The organism is Halonotius terrestris, from assembly GCF_006861665.1.
Taxonomy (GTDB): Archaea; Halobacteriota; Halobacteria; order Halobacteriales; family Haloferacaceae; genus Halonotius; species Halonotius terrestris.
This window is the reverse complement of sequence record NZ_RKLU01000004.1, coordinates 21,412-39,172: the sequence shown is the minus strand read 5'-3', so window position 1 is coordinate 39,172 and position 17,761 is coordinate 21,412. Positions and strand designations below refer to the sequence as shown.

Below are 17,761 nucleotides of genomic sequence, written 5' to 3'. Positions count from 1 at the left end.
CTGTTCAGTGCTCCTCTGGGTCGAGTTCGAGTATTAGCTCGCCACCCTTGAACGCTCTGACAAGCCCGTCGGATTCCGAGAGGACGATCGCCGTCGCGTTGGTGTCGCGGGTGATCGCGCCGCCGGCCATGTGGCGGGCGCCGAGGCCTTTCGGGATGTCGATGCCCTCCGCACTCGGTTCGAGATAGCGGTACGCCGAGACGATCTTGCCCGAATCNGAGANGACGAANGCNCCNTCNANNCGNGANAANTCCTTCAGCATNACGTTCACGATCGGGTCGCCGACGTGGACGTGNCTCTTCTCGAACGGGTTGTACGANAGCGGNCGNGANTTGTTCATNACNTTNCCNGCGTCGCCGACAACGAACAGCGCGCCGACTGGGCTGCCCTTCTGTCCTTTGCGGCCGAGTTCGAGGGCGACATCGAAGACGTCACGGATGACGTTGGGATCGGCGCGGGAGTTGGTAAAGAGATCGTAGAGCCCCGAGCGGAGGTCCTCGCTGACCCGCACTCTGACAGCCGAATCGACTTCGCCGTTGAAGATCGAGCCGAAGCAGGCGACTGTGTTGCCCTCTTCGACGAGATCCTTGTCCATTGCACCCTCGATCCCGAACCGGATGCGGTCCTGGATATCGGTGAACTCGATGGGGAGTTCGACGAAGGTGTCGGCGTCGACCGTGTTCTCCCCGGCGACCACGACAACGTTTTCGGCGTCTTCGAACCGCTCGTAGAACGCCCCGTTGGGCGAAAAGAGGAACACGCTGTCGATATCTGCCATGATGTCCGCAAGAACGTCATCGAGGGAGACCATTAGCAAATGTATGTTGTCTGGATTCTTAAAGCTGTACTGGAGATGTCAGACGCACGGCATACGACAGCCGTCTTCGACGCCGCGTGATCCAAGGCTACAGCCCGTGTTTCCGGACCAAAACACCCCGCATAGCCAGCAACGACAACGTTGTGGGACGCCCTCGCTCCGTTGGATGTCGGCATCGCTGTCGCACCATTCGAATCATGAATCCCGCAGGCCGAGTGCTTTCGGCTCCGAACTACCGTCGACTCCCAGCCACGGGATATGAATGAAAAACCCATTGAACGGTTACCCTCCAAGTATGCGTATACCGTGGCTCCTCGAAATCCCGCTGCCGGAGGTGACCGATGAACCGCAACGACCGGGCGATCACTGGGTTCACGATGGCCGGTCACGCGATGGTCCACACCTACGAGTTGGCCGTCCCGATCCTGCTGACCGTCTGGCTGGTCGAATACTCGGTCACGTCGGCGACGCTGGGCACGGTCGTCGCCGTCGGCTACGGACTGTTCGGCGTCGGCGCGCTCCCCGGCGGCGTGTTGGTCGACCGCTTCGGCTCCCGCCGGCTGATCGTCGGCTGTCTGTTCGGCATGGGGTTGGCGTTCGTCCTGCTGGGCCTGCTGCCCGGGGTCGCCGGCATTGCCGTCGCCCTCGCCGTTTGGGGACTGGCTGCGAGCGTCTATCATCCCGCTGGACTGACGCTGATCAGCAAGGGAGCCGAACAGCGCGGCGCGGCCTTCGCCTACCACGGGATGGCTGCCAACGTCGGCATCGCCGGCGGGCCGTTCCTCACCGCGCTGTTGTTGGTCGTCGTCGAGTGGCAGCTCGCGGTGGTTCTACTCGCCATCCCAGCGTTCGTCGCTGGCGTCATCGGGCTGAGCGTTGAGTTCGACGAAACCGCGGCGGTCGATGGCGACAGCGATAGTGATGCCACCGCGCCGGATGTCGACTCGCTGGCGGAGTTCATCACCGCCTCCCGCGGCCTGTTCACCGCGGGCTTTCTCACCGTGTTCGTGCTCGTGCTGTTCAACGGGCTGTACTACCGGGGGATGCTGACGTTCCTGCCCGGCCTGCTGAGCGACTTCCTCGATCCACTGCTGGCGGTCGATCCCGCAGCGGTTATCGACCCAATTGCCGACACCCCGGCAGCGAAGGAGTTCGACCTCTCGCGGTACCTCTTTGCGGGGCTGCTGGCGGTCGGCGTCGCCGGCCAGTACGTCGGCGGGAAACTGACCGACGCTATCGAACCGGAGCGCGGGCTGGCGGGGATGCTGACGCTGCTCGTCGTGATCGCGCTGCTGTTCGTCCCTGCCTCGGGGTCGCTGCCGACGCTGCTGGCGGTGAGTGCCGCGCTGGGCTTCGCGCTGTTCGGCCTCCAGCCGCTGAGTCAGGCGACGATTGCGAAGTATTCGCCGCCAGGCTCGCGGGGGCTTTCGTTTGGCTACACCTATCTCGCTATCTTCGGGATCGGCGCGCTCGGGGCGTCGCTGGCGGGGGCCGCGCTGACCTACGGCTCGCAGACGACGCTGTTCGTCATGCTGGCGGCCTTCGAGGCGACCGCGCTGACGCTGGCGGTGTGGCTGCTCGTCCGGGAGTAGGGCACCGGGGGGTGCTGTTCAGAGAACGGCTGTCAAGCAGATGGGTCGGCTGGCTGATCAACTGAATTCCTGGCGGACTGAAAGGGCGAGGCTCTCCCGGCGAACCCGGACGACGCAAGCACCACAGCGAACGCAGTGAGCGAGGAGCGCAGCGAGGCCTGGGAGCCGAGAGAGCCGAGGGCTTTCTACAACCTACATCTTGCAGGCAACTGCGTATCTGAACACTATGGGGACGACGGAGCGGGGAGTATAACACGGCCCTCGCGCAACGTTCGGTTAATATGTCAACCGACTTCGACTGCGACGTGTTGATCGTCGGCGGTGGCCCCGCGGGCCTGTCGGCCGGGATTTTCACCGCTCGCGCCGGACTGGACACCACCCTTGTCAACGACGGCGACCCGATCCTCCGGCGGAACGCCCACCTTGAGAACTACCCCGGCTTTCCGGCCGGCGTCAACAGCCACCGCCTGCTGGAACTGATGGGCGAGCAGGCCGATCGCGCCGGTTGCGACCGACGGGAGGGCCGCGTTGTCGACCTGCGGGCGTCCGACGACGGCTTCGTCGCCGAGACCGAGGTCGGTCGCACGCTCGCCGCGAGCAAGGTCGTCGCGGCGACGAAGAACACAGTCGACTTCCTCGCCGGCATCGACGGCGTCGAAATCCTCGACCGAGGGAAGGCGTTCGTCGACACCGACGACCGCGGCCGGACGGGCGTGGCGGGCCTCTACGCGGCGGGCCGGCTGGCCGCCCAGCCGCACCAGGCGATCATCGTCGCCGGCCACGGCGCGACCATCGGCGTGACGCTGATCGAGGATTCGGATGTCGATTTCTACCACGACTGGGTGACGCCGGAGGGGTACTTCACCGGCCGCGAGCGGGAACTCCCGCCGGGCTGTGAGGAAATCGACGCCGCCGAACGCGAGCGGCGCGAAGCCGAGTCGGTGGCGGCGATGCAGGCGTGGTTCGCCGAGCCGCATCCCGAGGGGCCGCAGCAGCATCCGAGTGTGCGCGACGACGAGTAACGCAGGTATATACCGTTGCCAGTGAACGCATCAGCCGACCAGTTCGGCGGCGACGAGGACGACCCCCGGCGCGACGGTGAGCACGCCACCGCTGACGATCAGCAAGGCCGGCAGCACCAACAGGCCCGCATCGGTCAGCAGCCAGAGGCCGAGGCCGGCGATTACGGCGACGATTCCGAGGAGGGTCAACAGCGCGACGACCACGCCACCGAAGCCGAAGTCGGCGACAAGATCGACGACTTCGAGTACTTCGTCCATATCCGCGGGCAATCGCTTGGGCCACTTCAGCAGCGTGGCTTGGGCCGCTCCATGAGTCACTTCGAGCGGCGGTTTCGGCTCCGGAACGCTTTCGGAGCGGGCACGTGATACAACGTCATGAGCGAATCCGAGGGGCGGCTGTTCGGCGACCACGACGGACCGCGGGAGTTCGCCCGCCAGGCGTTCCTCACCGGCGCGGCGGTGACGCTGCCGGCGGTCGTCACCCTCTTCGTTTTGAGTGTCGTCGTTGAGTTCGTCTCGAAGCAACTCAATCCCGTCGTCGCGGTGCTGGGAACGCTGTTCGGCACGCAGCCGACCTCCGAAGTCGGGCTCAAGCTGTTTAGCGTCGTGTTGATTCTCGTGGCGATCTTCGGGATCGGCGTCTGGGCCGAGCGTCGCCCCGGCCGCTCGGGTGTCGGCGTCTTCGTCGACACGCTCGTCTCGCGGATTCCGGGCATTGGATCGCTGTACCGGAGTATCGACGAGATGAGCGGGCTACTGCTCGACAGCGACACCGACAGTTTTCAGGAGGTGAAGCTGGTCGAGTTTCCGACCGAGGGCTCGTACTCCGTCGCGTTTCTGACGAGCGAAACGCCCGAGGTGATCGGCGAGGCGACCGGCCACGACGAGGGTATGCAGACGGTGTTCGTCCCGCTGGCGCCGAACCCGGTGATGGGCGGCTACGTTCTCCATGTCGCCGCTGACCGCGTCTACGATGTGGAGATGACTGTCGAGGAGGGGATTCAATCGATAGTGACCAGCGGCGTCGCCACCGGCCAGCGCGAGGAGGAACTCACCGAGGGGATGTTGGAGCGGGTCAACCGCCGCTTCGACCGCAGCGACGTGATCGTCGGCCTCGACGAGCTGGAAGACTACGCCGCCGACGCCTCCGACGAACTCGAAGATCGGGTGCAGGCGGCGCGGGCGAAAGCGCGGAGCGACGGGGATGTGAGTCGAGAGGGAGAGGATTCAGGGAAATCATAGGCGGCTACGGTAGGACTGTGTGCGTGGGTTTTACACAGTACGAAGATCGGGACGGGTTGGTCGCAGAAAGCCTTATTGCAATTTGCATGCAATTCGCTATTATCGATGGCAACGAGAGAACAGAATTCGGAACCCACGCTTGACACTGGTGGCGAGGCGTTCGATATCCTCGGGAACGCCCGCAAAGCATGGATCTACACCTATCTTCGCCACCACCCGGCAACGACGATTCAGGAGGTGGTTTCGGCACTTGAGCTTCCCGAGCGAACGGTCTACGACTACGTCGACGACCTCGAAGCCGCTGGCTTTCTCGACCAATCGAACGAGGGGCGGCCGGCACAATACGAGGCACACGATCTCCATCTGGAGGTGGTCGACGGCGATGCGAAACGACACATTACGCCGGCACTGATCGAGGCGATTGCCCGCCGACTGCGAGACGACGACATCGATGTCTACATCGACCGCCACGGGCTGGATGGCCTTGCTGTCGCACTCGAATACACTCGTGAGTACGTTGATGGAGCCGTCACGCATCAGATCATGGCTCGTGAACAGGACATCACGCCCATGGAAGCGGGCGTTATTCTGGATGCACTCCGGCCCGTGGTTGACGGGTAAGCTGCTATGGACGGCGACGAGGTCGTATTCATCGATTCGTCCGTACTCATCAGTTGTGGTCGGCGCGAAAGCACGCGATTTCGAGCACTCGCCCGTGAAGCCAAACAGCGCGACACTGTCTTTCGAATCCCGCCAGCCGTGTATGCTGAGGTGACTGACGATCCAGCAGTTGAGGCATACATGGCGACCGGATCGCCTGTCGATGCGGCGGTACAGGAAGGCTGGATGACGGTCACGGACAGCCCGTCGTATGCCAACTCGAATGTCTCGGCTGTGATGGATCAGACGCGGAGCTTCATTGCGAATGCCAGCAACCGCTCAGAGGATCTCGTCGAGAAGGCTGATACACAAATCGTCGGGCTGGCACTCGAATGTCTGCTTGCTGATACCGCTGATAGTGTGACGGTTGTAACGAACGATATTCCGCTGGGTGATGCAGCAGCCTCGCTCATTCCACAGTACGGGTTCGACACGCAGCAAGTGACGTGGTGTACTGGCGGCGAGTTCGCTGCAGAACTCGCTGCGGATTTCGTCTCCGAATTCGAGTGACGTGGGTGCCGTTGCTGGTGAAACGATGCTCGGATTTTACCGGCTATTACGGTGCTCGTTCGAACGTGATGTCCCTCTCGACGCGTCCGTCAGATGAGTCCATCCAGAACGTACCTTTCATAGGATCGGTCGTGTCTATCGGATTGCCGATTGCGTGTAACTCAACCGTGTTGTACTCATTCGAATCGAGTCGTAGATGTCGGAATTCATGCGCCGGGAGATTCGCCGGTCCATCCACCTCGTGCGTGTTCCCGTCGAGCGATTCGCTATTGATTTCTACTCCAGCATCTGTGATTGACACCGGATCTCGACCGTCGTTTTTGAGTTTCACAGTGAAATCGTATCGTGTGTGCCTGTCGAAATCATGGTATTCTGCGTCAGTCACGCCGTCAATATCGAACGATGCAGGTTGTTTACGGTAATACTGGAGTCGGTAGTACAAAAGCGATAATGTTAGTCCGGATGTGAATAGCGCGACGACAACGTCCCAATTGGACGAGACGATTTCAGGTACTGGCATGACCGGTTTTATTCGCAGAAATCCTGATTGAACTCGTATTCCATTCGTTTCTCATAATCCTCGTTCTCATAGTAGAAGTTCGGAACGAGTTCGTATCTGTCTGCTTCGCATGGGTTTCGGTCGTACGACTCAGTGAACCGAATTTCACTCGTCTCAACGGTCTCACCGGGAAGACTTGATATGTTGGTGTACGAGTGATTAATCCGTTCATCTCCGACATATACGTCCGCTTCTACTTGGACTAAATCGAGCGTATCGCTCGTCTGGTTCCGAACTTTGACTTCAAGGAGTGATGTGCCGCGCCATTCGTGATCCTCAATAGTGAGGATATCGGTTAAGTCCGTACCACTGTTCTCGTTCGAGTCATCACTGTCTTCGTTTGAATTTCCATTCTCGTCGTTGCTGCTGTCGCCGCTAGTACACCCCGCAAGTCCAATGATCGCAACGGACCCTGAAGCGGTCAGTACGTCACGACGGTTCACACTCCCGTCAGCCATATTACCCACTTGTGACTTTCCGGATTTAAACGATAGCATGTCCTACTTGTTGCCCTTCGCATCGAAACGGGATTCTCGGCAGAAGTTAGTTGTAGGGCCATAACGATGAAACAAAATACAGGTGGAAGGATGGGGGACCGGATTCGAACCACGGTCACTCCGCTTCGCTCCGTTCCCTGCTTCGAATCCTCGTCGCGCATACATGCCTCTCACGTTCGTTCGAGGCAGTATGCGCGGGACCGGATTCGAACCGGCGGACCCCTACGGGACAGCGTCCTAAGCGCTGCGCCTTTGGCCTAGCTCGGCAACCCGCGCGCTGTCAGGCGGCCCGTGCCGTCCGACAGCGGCACTAACCCGGCCGAACAATAAAAACGCTCCTATCCCACCGACTGCGGCGACGCCCGCCAGCGGTTCCACCCGTTGGGCCGACCGCGCGGCCGCCTCACTCGCGGTGCTGTTCGATCACGCGGCGCGTCTGCTCGCTCAACTGCACGAGGTGACACAGCGGATTGCCGGGATAGACGACTGGATTCTCCAGTAGCCCGACCAGCAGCCCGGTAAACGGCGCGGTGACCGAGGTCGCGTCGGTCTTAAACGGGCTGGCAATCGTGGCGATCCGCTCGCCCTCCTGGACCACGTCGCCGCGGTTGGCGTGCATCTCGACGATGCCGCCCGCGTCGGCCCGAATCCACGTCTTGTCGTCCGATCCCTCGACGACGGTTCGCCAGCCGGGCCAGTCCACCGTCGCGGCCGGTTTCACGCCGAACTCCGCGAGCACGCTTTTCGTCCCCGCCAGCGCGCGGTCGATGAACTCGCGTTGAAACCGGTGGGCCTCGCCCATCTCGACGGTCACGGTCGGCACGCCCGCATCGGTCGCCTCCCGTCGCAGCGTCCCCGAGGGCCCCTCGGTAGCGATGATTACGTTCGACGCGAAGGCGTTGGCGACGCGCTCGACAGCCTCGTCGTCCAGCTCCGCCCGCACGTGGAGCATGTTCGTCCGGCCCCGCGTTGAGGTGTGAAAGTCGATCCCGAGATTGCAGGGTTCGATGAAGTTCCGGAAGATGCTGTCGGCCATCCGTTTCGAACTCGTCGACTCGGGATCGCCGGGAAACGAGCGGTTGAGATCCCGGTCGTAGATCGGGAGATACCGCTGTTGGGCGATGAAGCCGGGGACGTTCAACACCGGCAGACAGACGAGCGTGCCCTGCAGGTCGTCGTGATCCCACTCGTGGGCGACCTCCCGAACCACCTCGACGCCGTTGAGTTCGTCGCCGTGGCCGGCCGCCGAGAGAAACACCGTCGGCCCCGCTTCGGCCCCGTTGATGATCGTGACCGGCATCCGGACCGGATCGCCGAGATAGGTTTCGGTGATCGTATACCGGAGGTTCTGGGTCTCTCCGGGGTCGACCCGTCCGCCCTGAAAGGTGAACGGTTCGGGCGTTGCCATTGTACGGCATGGACGACGGGCGGATATACATCTACCGCCGGCCGACGCTGGGCTGGCCTGACCGGAGGGCCTATTGGTCGGGCCCGCGACCCTCATTGCATGACAGCCGACTCCGCTGATGATCTCACTGTCGGGGTACTGGGCCTCCACAGCAGCAAGGAAACCAAGGCGATCCTGAACGCAGTCGAGGCGCTCGGCTACGACACCGAGTGGCTCCGCCGTGAGAACATCTCGGTGTCGATCGAGGATGGTGACGTTACCGTCGACCCCGATATTGATGTCGTCGCCAACCGACTCCTGTTGTCGACGAGCACGCACCCGGCCGACGATATCGGCCTCGCCCGCCTCTTCGACAATCTGTATCCGATGTTGAACCGCCCGGCCCCGGTGACGACGGCGATGCACAAGTTCGCAACCGCGACGGCACTCGCCGATGCGGACCTGCCGGTGCCGGATGCCCTCCTCGCGCTGTCGAGCGACCGCCTCAACAGCGACCGCGAGCGGTTCGGCGAGCAGGCGGTCTACAAAACCGCGATCGGCACCCACGGCGGCGGCGCGTGGGTCGTCGATCTCGCCGAGCCGGTCAATCCCCGCGTGGGCGACCGGCAGGCGTTCCTCCAGCGGTTCGTCGAACGGGAGGGCCGAACCCGCGACACCCGCGTCTACATCGTCGGCGACGAGCATGTCGGTTCGATGTACCGCTATGCGCCAGAGGGCGAGTGGCGAACGAACGTCTCCTTCGGCGGCGATGTCGAGGACGCAACCGACGATCTCCCGACGGAGGCCATCGAGACCGCCCGCCGCGCGGCGGAGGTGATCGGCCTCGACTACGCCGGCGTCGACCTCATCGAAACCGACGGTGAGTGGCAGATCCTCGAAATCAATCCGACCGCTGGCTTCCGCGGCCTGTTCAAAGCGACCGGGCGGAGCCCCGCGCCCTACATCGCCGCGCTCGCTATCGAACGCGGTGGCGGCAGCGTCGATCAGGACCAGGTTGCGGAACTCGCTGAAACGCTTGACGACTCGAAACCGGCCTGCATGCCGCGACAGCCCTCGCTGGAACCGAACGAGCCCGGCGTCATCGGCTACATCGAGGAGGTCGTCGTCAGCGGGACGCGCGGCTCGCGGATGGTCATGGCGAAATCCGACACGGGCGCGACGCGGACCAGCATCGACTCCCACCTCGCAACCGACATCGGCTCCGGCCCGATCAAGGACATCATCACTGTTCGGTCAGGCAGCCTCAAACAGGGTAGATCCCGCCCCGTCGTCGACATCGTCGTCGGCGTCGGTGGCACCCAACACACCGTCACCGCCAGCGTCGAAGACCGGAGTCACATGGATTTCCCACTCTTGCTCGGGCGGGACATCCTCGAACACTATCATGTTGACGTGACACGCCGCGCTGATTCGCCCGAAGACCGGCTTGAGGAGTGACGAGACCGCCGCAGTGGTCCCCGCGGTGTCGAGGCATCCAGTAGTACTGTACCCGACGATCACAACGAGACTGATTCGACCGAAACCGACACGGATTCGGGCGCGGTCACGCCCGCGGCGACGAGCGCGGCGTCGGCATCGACTTCTTGCTCCGAGTCGCCGACGAGCACCGCTGTCGCCTCGGCGGCCAGCGCGGCGACGAGGCCCACAATAGCAGCCGGCGTCGATAGCGGCGTCCGAATCGCCAACCGGTCATCGCTCTCAAGCGCGAGTGCGTCGACGAGGTCGTCGGCCGCAGCCAGCAGATCGCGGTGGCTATAGGCCGCGCCGTCGGCGCACAGCACCGTCGAATCGGGGTCGACTTCGGTTGCCGGAAAGCCGGGGTTCTCACTCCAGACCTGTTGTTCCCAGTGCACCGTTGTCGACGCCGACGGCGGACCGCCGTAGACGGACAGTTTCGTCGCGTCGTCGGCAGCGTACTCGGCCTCATCGGCGGCGGGCACCAGCCGGACCCGCGCGTCAGCCGTCGGATCGAACGTCGCCTGCGCGCCGAGTTGCACAGCCCCCAGAAACGCCAGTATCGGCTCGGGGGCCGGCGTCGGATCGATAGCGACGACGCGCCCCTCGCGGACGCCGAGAAACCGCAGGACGTTGCCGGCTTTGTAGGCTGTCGTCAGGAAATCCCGGTAGCTCATTTCGCGGTCGCCATCGGGGACTATCAACGCGGGCTGCTCCCGGCGGCGGTCACGCGGCAACAGATCGCCGAGTACCGAAGCCTCCATAGCTGTGATAGGGGTGCACCGTGGAAAGCCTCGTTGTTCCACGGCAGGGGTGCCGATGGCGGCTTAGAAACTGTTCTTGATCTTCTCGAAGAAGCCTTCCGAAACGTCGACTTCCTCGCCGCCGGCCTCGGCGAAGGCTTCGAGGGCTTCCTTCTGCTCGTCGTTGAGTGATTCGGGCGTGACGACCTGCACTGTCACGTAGAGATGGCCGTTTCGCCGGCTGCGAAGTTTCGGCATCCCCTGGCCCTTCAGGCGGAACCGCTCGCCGCTTTGGGTTCCTTTCGGGATTTCGAGTTTCTTCTTGCCGTCGAGTGTCGGCACCTTGATCTTGTCGCCGAAGACCGCCTGCGGGAACGAGATCGGCTGATTGTAGTGGAGGTCGTCGCCGTCGCGTTCGAAGTCCTCGTGCTCGCGGACCTCGATATCGATCAGAAGGTCGCCGGGCGGGCCGCCGTTCTCGCCGGGCGCGCCCTCGCCGTCCATGCGGAGCGTCTGGCCGCTTTTGATCCCTTCCGGCACTTCGACGGTCAGCGTCACCTCGTTTTGCGTGATGCCGTCGCCGCCGCAGGTGCCGCAGGTCTGGTCGGCGACTTCGCCCTCGCCGCCGCAGCGTCGACAGGTCGACCGCTGCTGGACGCGGCCGAACGGCGTCTGTTGGACCTGCCGAACCTCACCGGAGCCGTTACACTCCGGACACGTGCTTACCTCTGCTTCCGGAGGGTGACCCTCGCCGTCACAGGTGTCACACTCCTGCGGGCGGGTGATGGTGAACTCCTTGTCGACGCCCTCATAGGCCTCTTCGAGATCGATTGCCATCGACGTACGGAGGTTACGGCCCTGTCGCGGTCGGTTGCTGCCACCGCCGCCGCGGCCGCCACCGCCGCCGAAGAACTGCTCGAAGATGTCCTCGAAGCCGCCGGCACCGCCGTTGCCGCCGAACCCGCCCATTCCGCCCATGCCGCCGGCTCCGCCGGGGCCGCCGCCGTCGAAGCCGCCGCGCTTTTCGGCCTCTTCGAACCGTTCGTGGCCCATCTGGTCGTAGGCCTGCCGTTTTTCCTCGTCGGTCAGGACCTCTTTGGCCGTTTTGATCTTCTTGAACTTCTCCTCGGCGTCGGGCTCATCGCTTACGTCGGGGTGGTATTTCGACGCTTTCTCCCGATAGGCCTGCTTGATCTCGTCTTCGGAGGCGTCACGGGAGACGCCGAGTGCCTCGTAGAAATCCTCGCTCATCAGTTATTGGCAGTTAGTTAGCGCGAGTACTTGAAAAACGCGGCTTCCGGCCCCGACCCAGCGACGCCCGGAGCGACCCGAACCGCCCATTTGAGCCCGAATCCGGCGATCTCAGCGATCGAAGCATCACCGACCAGTTACCGAACAATAACATCGGACCAAGCGTTTATAAGGTGGCCTTTTATCCGTCCAGCCCCCGCAGATGGTGGTAGAGATGACCGCGCCGGCAGACTCCATCGAGATTCAGAACGTCGTTGCATCGACAGGGATCGGGCAGGAACTCGATCTCGAAGCCCTCGCGGAGGACCTCCCGGGCGCGGATTTCAACCCCGACAACTTCCCCGGCCTCGTCTACCGGACCCAAGAACCGAAGGCCGCCGCGTTGATCTTCCGCTCCGGGAAGATCGTCTGCACCGGCGCGAAAAGCATCGACGACGTGCACGAGGCCCTCGGGATCATCTTCGGCAAACTCCGGGATCTCAGCATCCCGGTCGAAGAGGCCCCCGACATCACGGTCCAAAACATCGTCTCCAGTGCGGATTTGGGCCACAGCCTCAACCTCAACGCCCTTGCTATCGGCCTCGGCCTCGAAGACGTTGAGTACGAGCCCGAGCAGTTCCCCGGCCTCGTCTACCGCATGGACGAACCCGAAGTCGTGATTCTGCTGTTCGGCAGCGGCAAGATCGTCATCACAGGTGGCAAGCAGCCCGACGACGCGGCGGCGGCCGTCGAGCGGATCGTCGAGCGGATCGACGACCTCGGCTTGCTCGGCTGACCCGCCGGCTGAGTCGCCGGCGCGGGGCCGAAATCGACTGAAAGTTTATAGGCTTCCTGTCCGTATCCGCTGGTAGTGGCATCCAGACAGCCCGGTCCGGGTGTCGAAGAGACGCCCGGATTCAGGTCGCTCCCCGAACCGACGGCGTACGCCGACGCGGTCGGCGGCGCCCAACCGAGTGCCGAATCGCCCAGTCGGCATCGGTCACCCGAGGACCCCCCACCCCGAACGCCCTCGTTGTATGCACAAACTGACCACTTCCGGCAGCGACTGCACCAGCAGGGCCGGTACGTCTCAGTGCCGATCGTCACCGAGGCGATCAAGGCGGGGCAACTCCGCTGGAACACGACCGATGGCTGGCGGTTCGCGCTTGTGAAAGACGGAATCCGGTACGTTGTCGTCGTCAGCGATACCGAAACCCGCTCGCCGGTCGTCGTCACCGGCTGGACGGAGGTCGCCGACTGGGCGGCCGCCAGCGACTCCGATCGCTGGGACGACACCGATATCCACACGATCCGGCTGCGGGCGGATCTCAGTGCTCACCGCGACGAGCAGATCCCCGATCGCATCCGTCCCCGCGCAGTCGACCGCGCCTTCGAGATCGGTGGCCACCGCGTCGTCACCGAAGTCGGTGCGGGCTCGGTCGAATGTATCGAGTGTGATGGGCGGTTCCGCTCGAAAGACGAACTCAATCGGCGGCACTGTCGGCGGTAGGTCTCGTCGTCGCCCCCGTTACGCCGTCGCCCGTCACCGTCGACGCCAGCGACCGTCCGCCGTCGGTCACAACGGGTTTGTGGCTCGGCAGCCTTGTATCTCTAATGACTGATTCCGACCGCGATTTCGACCCTCCTGCCGATTCTACCGACGCTGATTCCGACGGTGCCGATACTGACTCCGATGTTATCGATGGCGACACAGTCCCAGCCGACACCGACACAACCGACCTCCCGGCGTCGTCGCTCTCACTAGATGACTTCTACGAGGTTGTTGACGCCGAGGAACGACCCGTCCTCACGGCGAGCCAAGTCGCCCGCCGGTTCGACTGTAGCCGCGAGGAGGCGAAACAGGGCCTCGACGCGCTCGAAACCGCCGGTAAACTCGACAGCGCAGATGTCGAACACGACCCAGTCGTCTGGTATCCGTCAACCGTCGGTGATCTCGCAGGCCGCGAGCGCGTCGTCCTGTTTCCGACGCGGCGGGAGATCGTTGTCGACGAGCCGACGCAGTACACCCGCGCCCAACTCGCGCAGTTCGCGCATCTGGTCGATTCGACCGGGACCGAACCGGGTACACGCGGCTATCTTTACCGTATCCGCCAGGAGGACATCTGGGCCGCGCCGTTCGACGACCTTGACGACCTGTTAGCGGCGATGCGCTCCGTGCTGCCGCGTGAGTCGCCGCATCTCGAAGAGTGGGTGACTGCGCAGTGGGAACGCGCCAGCCAGTTCATCCTCCGAACGCACGATGACGGCTACACCGTCCTTGAGGCTGCCAACGAGAACCTGATGGGGAACGTCGCCCAGCAGAAAATCCCCGAGGATGCCCTGCGCGGGCCGATTTCCGAGACCGAGGCGTGGGTCAACAGCGATGAGATCGCTGCGGTCAAGCGGACGCTCTATGAGGCGGGCTACCCGGTCGCCGACGACCGCGATCTCGACACCGGCGACGCGCTGGATGCGGAGTTGACGGCGACGCTGCGGGACTACCAGCAGGCGTGGGTTGACACCTTCCTCGACCAGCAGGCCGGCGTCTTCGTCGGCCCGCCAGGCAGCGGGAAGACCATCGCCGCCATCGCCGCCCTGGTCGCGGTCGGCGGCGAGACGCTGATTCTCGTGCCGAGCCGCGAACTCGCCGCCCAGTGGCGCGAGGAGCTGACGACCCACTCGACGCTGACTGACGCCGATGTCGGCGAGTACCACGGTGGGACGAAGGAGATTCGTCCGGTAACTATCGCCACTTACCAGACCGCTGGCATGGACCGCCATCGCCAGCTGTTCGATTCTCGGGGTTGGGGACTCATCATCTACGACGAGGTCCAGCACATCCCGAGTCCGATCTTCCGTCGGAGCACGCAACTGCAGGCCGCGCATCGCTTGGGCCTGTCCGCGACGCCAGTCCGCGAAGACGACAAGGAGAAAGAGATTTTCACCCTCATCGGCCCGTCAATCGGCACCGACTGGGCCGCGCTCTTCGAGGCCGGTTTCGTCGCCGAACCAGAAGTGCAGATTCGGTACGTCCCCTGGCGCGACGACGACGCGAAAAACGCCTATTCGAGTGCCGACTCACAGGATCGCCACCGCATCGCGGCCCAAAACCCCGCGAAGATCGATGAGATCCGCACCCTTCGCGGGCGGCATCCCGACGCCAAGACGCTGATCTTCGTCGACTATCTCGACCAGGGCGAAGAGATCGCCGACGCGCTCGACGTGCCGTTCATCAGCGGCGAAACGGCCCACCACGAACGCCAACGCCAGTTCGCCGCGTTCCGCGACGGCGAGCAGCGAACGCTCGTCGTCTCGCGGATCGCCGACGAAGGGATCGACCTGCCGAACGCCGAACTGGCGGTCGTCGCCTCCGGGCTTGGCGGCTCGCGTCGGCAGGGCACCCAACGGGCCGGTCGGACGATGCGACCCGTCGGCAACGCGGTGCTGTACGTGCTGGCGACCCGCGGCAGCCGCGAGGAGGATTTCGCCCAGCGACAGATGCGACACCTAGCCGGCAAAGGTGTCCGGATCAGCGAAACGACGATCAGCGAGTAACTACTCGACCGCAACCGCGATCGCGTCCATCACGCGGTCGACTTTCTCGACATCGGCGTTGTATCCCATGTGACCGACCCGGATGATATCGTCAGCGAGGTCTCCAAGGCTCGTCGCCAACACGATATCGTGGTCGGCCTCGACGCGCTGCTGGATTCGTTTCGCCTCGCCGGGCACGTGGAACGCCGTCACCGTCGGCGACGCCCGCTCCTCGTCGGGGTACAGCGACAGCCCGAGCTCTCGACCGCGCTGGCGACATCGCTCGGCGGCGCGTTCGTGGCGGTCGTAGACATTCTCGATTCCCTCTCCGCGCACCCGGGAGACGGCCTCCGCGAGTGCGGCGATGTTAGCATCGAGATGCGTGTACGGGAAGCCATCGGACACGTCGCGCCACGGCAGGAGATTCGTGTACAGCGAGGTCGGCGCGCGGTCTTCCATTACCTCCCACGCGTGGTCGCTGACGGCCGCCGTCGTGAGGCCGGGTGGCGCGCTGAAACACTTCTGGGAGGCACCGAGACAGACATCGATCCGGTCAGTTGGGACCGGCGTTCCGCCAAGCGAGGAGACGGCGTCGACGACGCTCAGAACGTCGTATTCGTCGAGCAGGTCGAGCACGGGTGAGAGGTCGTTGAGCGTCCCGGTCGGCGTCTCGCAGTGAACCAGCGTCGCCAGTTTGAACGGCTCATCGGCTTCCTCGGCAGCCGCGAGTGCGTCCTCGATCGCATCGAGATCGTAGCCCGCGTTGTAGACCGCCGAGACGAGTTCCGCCTCGCCGTCGTAGTCGGTGACGAAATCGGCGAAGCCGTCGCCGTAGATCCCGTTTGAGATACAGAGCACGCGGTCGCCCGGCGCGACCAGCGAGGCGATAGCGGCCTCCAGTCCGAGGATACCCTCGCCGCCGGGGACGATCACGTCGTGATCGGTGTCGTAGACGGCTGCGAGGTCCTCACAGAGCCGGTGGTAGCGGTCGGCGAATTCCTGCTGGACGGCCGAGTTCGGTTGCGGTTGGGCCATCGCTTCCCTGACTTCGGGCGGGACGGCGGTCGGTCCCGGCGTGAACAACATAGCTGTCCGTCGTCGGTCAATCCAGTAGTGGGTTGTGGTTTCGCTGTTATGCTCGATTTCGTCACTCGATCTCGTCGGGTTCGTCCCATTTCGCCTCGCTGTCGACAGGCTCGGTCGCGTGGTTGATCTCGGCTTCAGAGTAGTCGATTTCGTCCAGCACCATACTCAGGCGTTGCCAGCGCGTGCTCTGCTCGTCCTCGCCCTCGGGGCCGACTCTCGCGCCGCGAGTCTTGAAAAAGCGCGTCCCCCGGTCGCGTTTGGCTCCCTCGCCAGTGTGACCGTCGAAGATCGCGTCGAATTTTCCCTCTGGTTTGAGGTCGCCGGCCGGGAAGTCAACATTCGGCTCCTCGCCCGCCTCGCGGGCTGCGGCGCGTTCGTCGGCGACTTTGTCGAAGTACTCGTCTGCATTCGCGGCCTCTCGCGTCGAGGTCGCTCGCGCGGCCGCGAGTGCGGCGTGGATCGCACAGAGGCGTTGCTGCCAGGCGTCGTTCTCCCAGCGGTCGGTCGCCAGCTCCTCGTATCGCTGGATCGTCAGCGCGATCGACTCGCCGGCTCGGAGGTCTTCGACAACGTAGAGATTCAGGCGGTCCCAGAGGTTCCAGCCATAGCCCGACCGTTGGAGTTCCCACGCGGCCCAGGCGGCGACTTCCTCGTCGGAGCGACGCACCGCCTTTTGTAGCAGGCTGGAGACGGTATAGCGGCTGTAGCCGCCGTCGGTTTCGTCGGCCTGCTTTGGCTCGCCGAAGTCGTTTTCCGTGGCAGCGTCGGGGTCGCGCTCGGTGTCGAGGTCGCCGTCGCTGCCGAACGTCGCTTGCCGGGGCTCGTCGTCGGCCATATCGGCTGTGGGAGTGGCGGCGGCTAAAACGCGGCGGCTGCTGGCTACGTGGGTGTCAGCGTGTCACCGGGATCGACACGCTCGACGACGCGCTCGCCGGCCGCGTTGACGCCGACGAGCAGTGCTACCGCGACGACGATGATGGTGACCTGCCGCGGCGTCGACAACAGCCCCAGCGAGACGATCAGTGTCGTCGCACACGCCGGCGGGTGAACGGCGTCGGTGGCGATCATCGCCCAGCTGGTCAGCATGATCGACACCGTCGCACTCGCCGCCAGCCCGAGGCCGGCAGTCGATAGCGGCGGTGGCGTCGCGGTGATCGCTACCTGCCCGCCGAGCAGCGACCACGCGAGCAAGCCGGCAACCCCGCCGATGAGGTGACTGCCGACGATGCGAATAGGACCGGTGCGGTCGCTGTGGCCCTCGAAGGCGAGGACGAACGCAGTGGGGCCGAGGCTCGGAAAGACGAACGGTTGGCCGCTGGCCCACGCGATCACCCCCAGCACGGTGAACAGCAGCCCGGCATACAGGCTCGTCCCGACGCGACGACGCATATCCTGTCTTTGAATTT

At 63.9% G+C, this 17,761-nt stretch carries 18 protein-coding genes and 1 tRNA gene; 9 read left to right on the top strand and 10 right to left on the bottom strand.

Going from position 1 to position 17,761, the window contains the following annotated elements; all coding sequences use genetic code 11:
- Positions 1-4: 4 nt before the first annotated feature.
- Positions 5-811, bottom strand: a complete 807-nt coding sequence (gene dacZ / locus EGH24_RS09730; RefSeq protein ID WP_142979962.1) for a diadenylate cyclase DacZ — start codon at positions 809-811, stop codon at positions 5-7.
- Positions 812-1,158: 347 nt separating this feature from the next.
- Between dacZ and EGH24_RS09725 the strand changes: the two genes are divergently transcribed.
- Complete coding sequence (locus EGH24_RS09725) at positions 1,159-2,409, top strand: MFS transporter (RefSeq protein ID WP_142979961.1); 1,251 nt, start codon at positions 1,159-1,161, stop codon at positions 2,407-2,409.
- Between the two features lie 281 nt (positions 2,410-2,690).
- The gene (locus EGH24_RS09720; RefSeq protein ID WP_142979960.1) at positions 2,691-3,431 is read left to right on the top strand and encodes an NAD(P)/FAD-dependent oxidoreductase; all 741 of its coding nucleotides are present in this window, start codon (positions 2,691-2,693) and stop codon (positions 3,429-3,431) included.
- 30 nt (positions 3,432-3,461) lie between these two features.
- Here the strand turns inward: EGH24_RS09720 and EGH24_RS09715 are convergent, their stop codons facing one another.
- Complete coding sequence (locus EGH24_RS09715; protein ID WP_142979959.1) at positions 3,462-3,689, bottom strand: hypothetical protein; 228 nt, start codon at positions 3,687-3,689, stop codon at positions 3,462-3,464.
- A gap of 117 nt (positions 3,690-3,806) precedes the next feature.
- Here EGH24_RS09715 and EGH24_RS09710 point away from each other — a divergent pair, with 117 nt between their 5' ends.
- The 3 genes from EGH24_RS09710 to EGH24_RS09700 all read left to right on the top strand — a co-directional run bounded on the left by EGH24_RS09710 (position 3,807) and on the right by EGH24_RS09700 (position 5,843).
- Positions 3,807-4,673: a DUF502 domain-containing protein gene (locus EGH24_RS09710; protein ID WP_142979958.1), complete on the top strand. Its 867-nt coding sequence runs from the start codon at positions 3,807-3,809 to the stop codon at positions 4,671-4,673.
- 105 nt (positions 4,674-4,778) lie between these two features.
- Positions 4,779-5,294: a DUF7437 domain-containing protein gene (locus tag EGH24_RS09705; protein WP_142979957.1), complete on the top strand. Its 516-nt coding sequence runs from the start codon at positions 4,779-4,781 to the stop codon at positions 5,292-5,294.
- A gap of 6 nt (positions 5,295-5,300) precedes the next feature.
- A complete protein-coding gene (locus EGH24_RS09700) occupies positions 5,301-5,843 on the top strand; it encodes a hypothetical protein (protein WP_142979956.1) in 543 nt (180 codons plus the stop codon).
- Positions 5,844-6,371: 528 nt separating this feature from the next.
- On the opposite strand, the gene EGH24_RS09695 is transcribed toward EGH24_RS09700, so the two are convergent.
- The 3 genes from EGH24_RS09695 to EGH24_RS09685 form a co-directional block, all read right to left on the bottom strand.
- Positions 6,372-6,860, bottom strand: a complete 489-nt coding sequence (locus EGH24_RS09695; protein WP_142979955.1) for a hypothetical protein — start codon at positions 6,858-6,860, stop codon at positions 6,372-6,374.
- Between the two features lie 230 nt (positions 6,861-7,090).
- Positions 7,091-7,175, bottom strand: a tRNA-Leu gene (locus tag EGH24_RS09690).
- Between the two features lie 127 nt (positions 7,176-7,302).
- The gene (locus EGH24_RS09685) at positions 7,303-8,307 is read right to left on the bottom strand and encodes a succinylglutamate desuccinylase/aspartoacylase family protein (RefSeq protein WP_142979954.1); all 1,005 of its coding nucleotides are present in this window, start codon (positions 8,305-8,307) and stop codon (positions 7,303-7,305) included.
- 99 nt (positions 8,308-8,406) lie between these two features.
- Between EGH24_RS09685 and EGH24_RS09680 the strand changes: the two genes are divergently transcribed.
- Positions 8,407-9,744, top strand: coding sequence for a putative ATP-dependent zinc protease (locus EGH24_RS09680; protein ID WP_142979953.1), 1,338 nt, complete (start codon positions 8,407-8,409; stop codon positions 9,742-9,744).
- 59 nt (positions 9,745-9,803) lie between these two features.
- On the opposite strand, the gene EGH24_RS09675 is transcribed toward EGH24_RS09680, so the two are convergent.
- Positions 9,804-10,526, bottom strand: coding sequence for an AMP-binding protein (locus EGH24_RS09675; protein ID WP_142979952.1), 723 nt, complete (start codon positions 10,524-10,526; stop codon positions 9,804-9,806).
- A 63-nt stretch (positions 10,527-10,589) separates the two neighbouring features.
- On the bottom strand, positions 10,590-11,756 hold the full coding sequence (gene dnaJ / locus EGH24_RS09670) for a molecular chaperone DnaJ (RefSeq protein ID WP_142979951.1): 1,167 nt from the start codon (positions 11,754-11,756) through the stop codon (positions 10,590-10,592).
- Between the two features lie 214 nt (positions 11,757-11,970).
- On the opposite strand from dnaJ, the gene EGH24_RS09665 reads away from it, so the two are divergent.
- The 3 genes from EGH24_RS09665 (at position 11,971) to EGH24_RS09655 (ending at position 15,290) form a co-directional block, all read left to right on the top strand.
- Positions 11,971-12,531 (top strand): TATA-box-binding protein, encoded by a 561-nt coding sequence (locus EGH24_RS09665; protein WP_142979950.1) that lies wholly within the window; start codon positions 11,971-11,973, stop codon positions 12,529-12,531.
- Between the two features lie 75 nt (positions 12,532-12,606).
- The gene (locus tag EGH24_RS09660) at positions 12,607-13,245 is read left to right on the top strand and encodes a hypothetical protein (RefSeq protein ID WP_246057957.1); all 639 of its coding nucleotides are present in this window, start codon (positions 12,607-12,609) and stop codon (positions 13,243-13,245) included.
- A 104-nt stretch (positions 13,246-13,349) separates the two neighbouring features.
- Complete coding sequence (locus EGH24_RS09655; RefSeq protein ID WP_142979949.1) at positions 13,350-15,290, top strand: DEAD/DEAH box helicase; 1,941 nt, start codon at positions 13,350-13,352, stop codon at positions 15,288-15,290.
- Here EGH24_RS09655 and EGH24_RS09650 read toward each other — a convergent pair whose 3' ends face one another.
- The 3 genes from EGH24_RS09650 to EGH24_RS09640 all read right to left on the bottom strand — a co-directional run bounded on the left by EGH24_RS09650 (position 15,291) and on the right by EGH24_RS09640 (position 17,744).
- The gene (locus tag EGH24_RS09650; RefSeq protein WP_142979948.1) at positions 15,291-16,355 is read right to left on the bottom strand and encodes a pyridoxal-phosphate-dependent aminotransferase family protein; all 1,065 of its coding nucleotides are present in this window, start codon (positions 16,353-16,355) and stop codon (positions 15,291-15,293) included.
- Positions 16,356-16,416: 61 nt separating this feature from the next.
- Positions 16,417-17,190 carry a hypothetical protein gene (locus EGH24_RS09645; protein WP_142979947.1) on the bottom strand — a complete coding sequence of 258 codons (774 nt, stop codon included), beginning with the start codon at positions 17,188-17,190 and terminating at the stop codon, positions 16,417-16,419.
- Positions 17,191-17,234: 44 nt separating this feature from the next.
- Complete coding sequence (locus EGH24_RS09640; RefSeq protein ID WP_142979946.1) at positions 17,235-17,744, bottom strand: HPP family protein; 510 nt, start codon at positions 17,742-17,744, stop codon at positions 17,235-17,237.
- Positions 17,745-17,761: the final 17 nt, after the last annotated feature.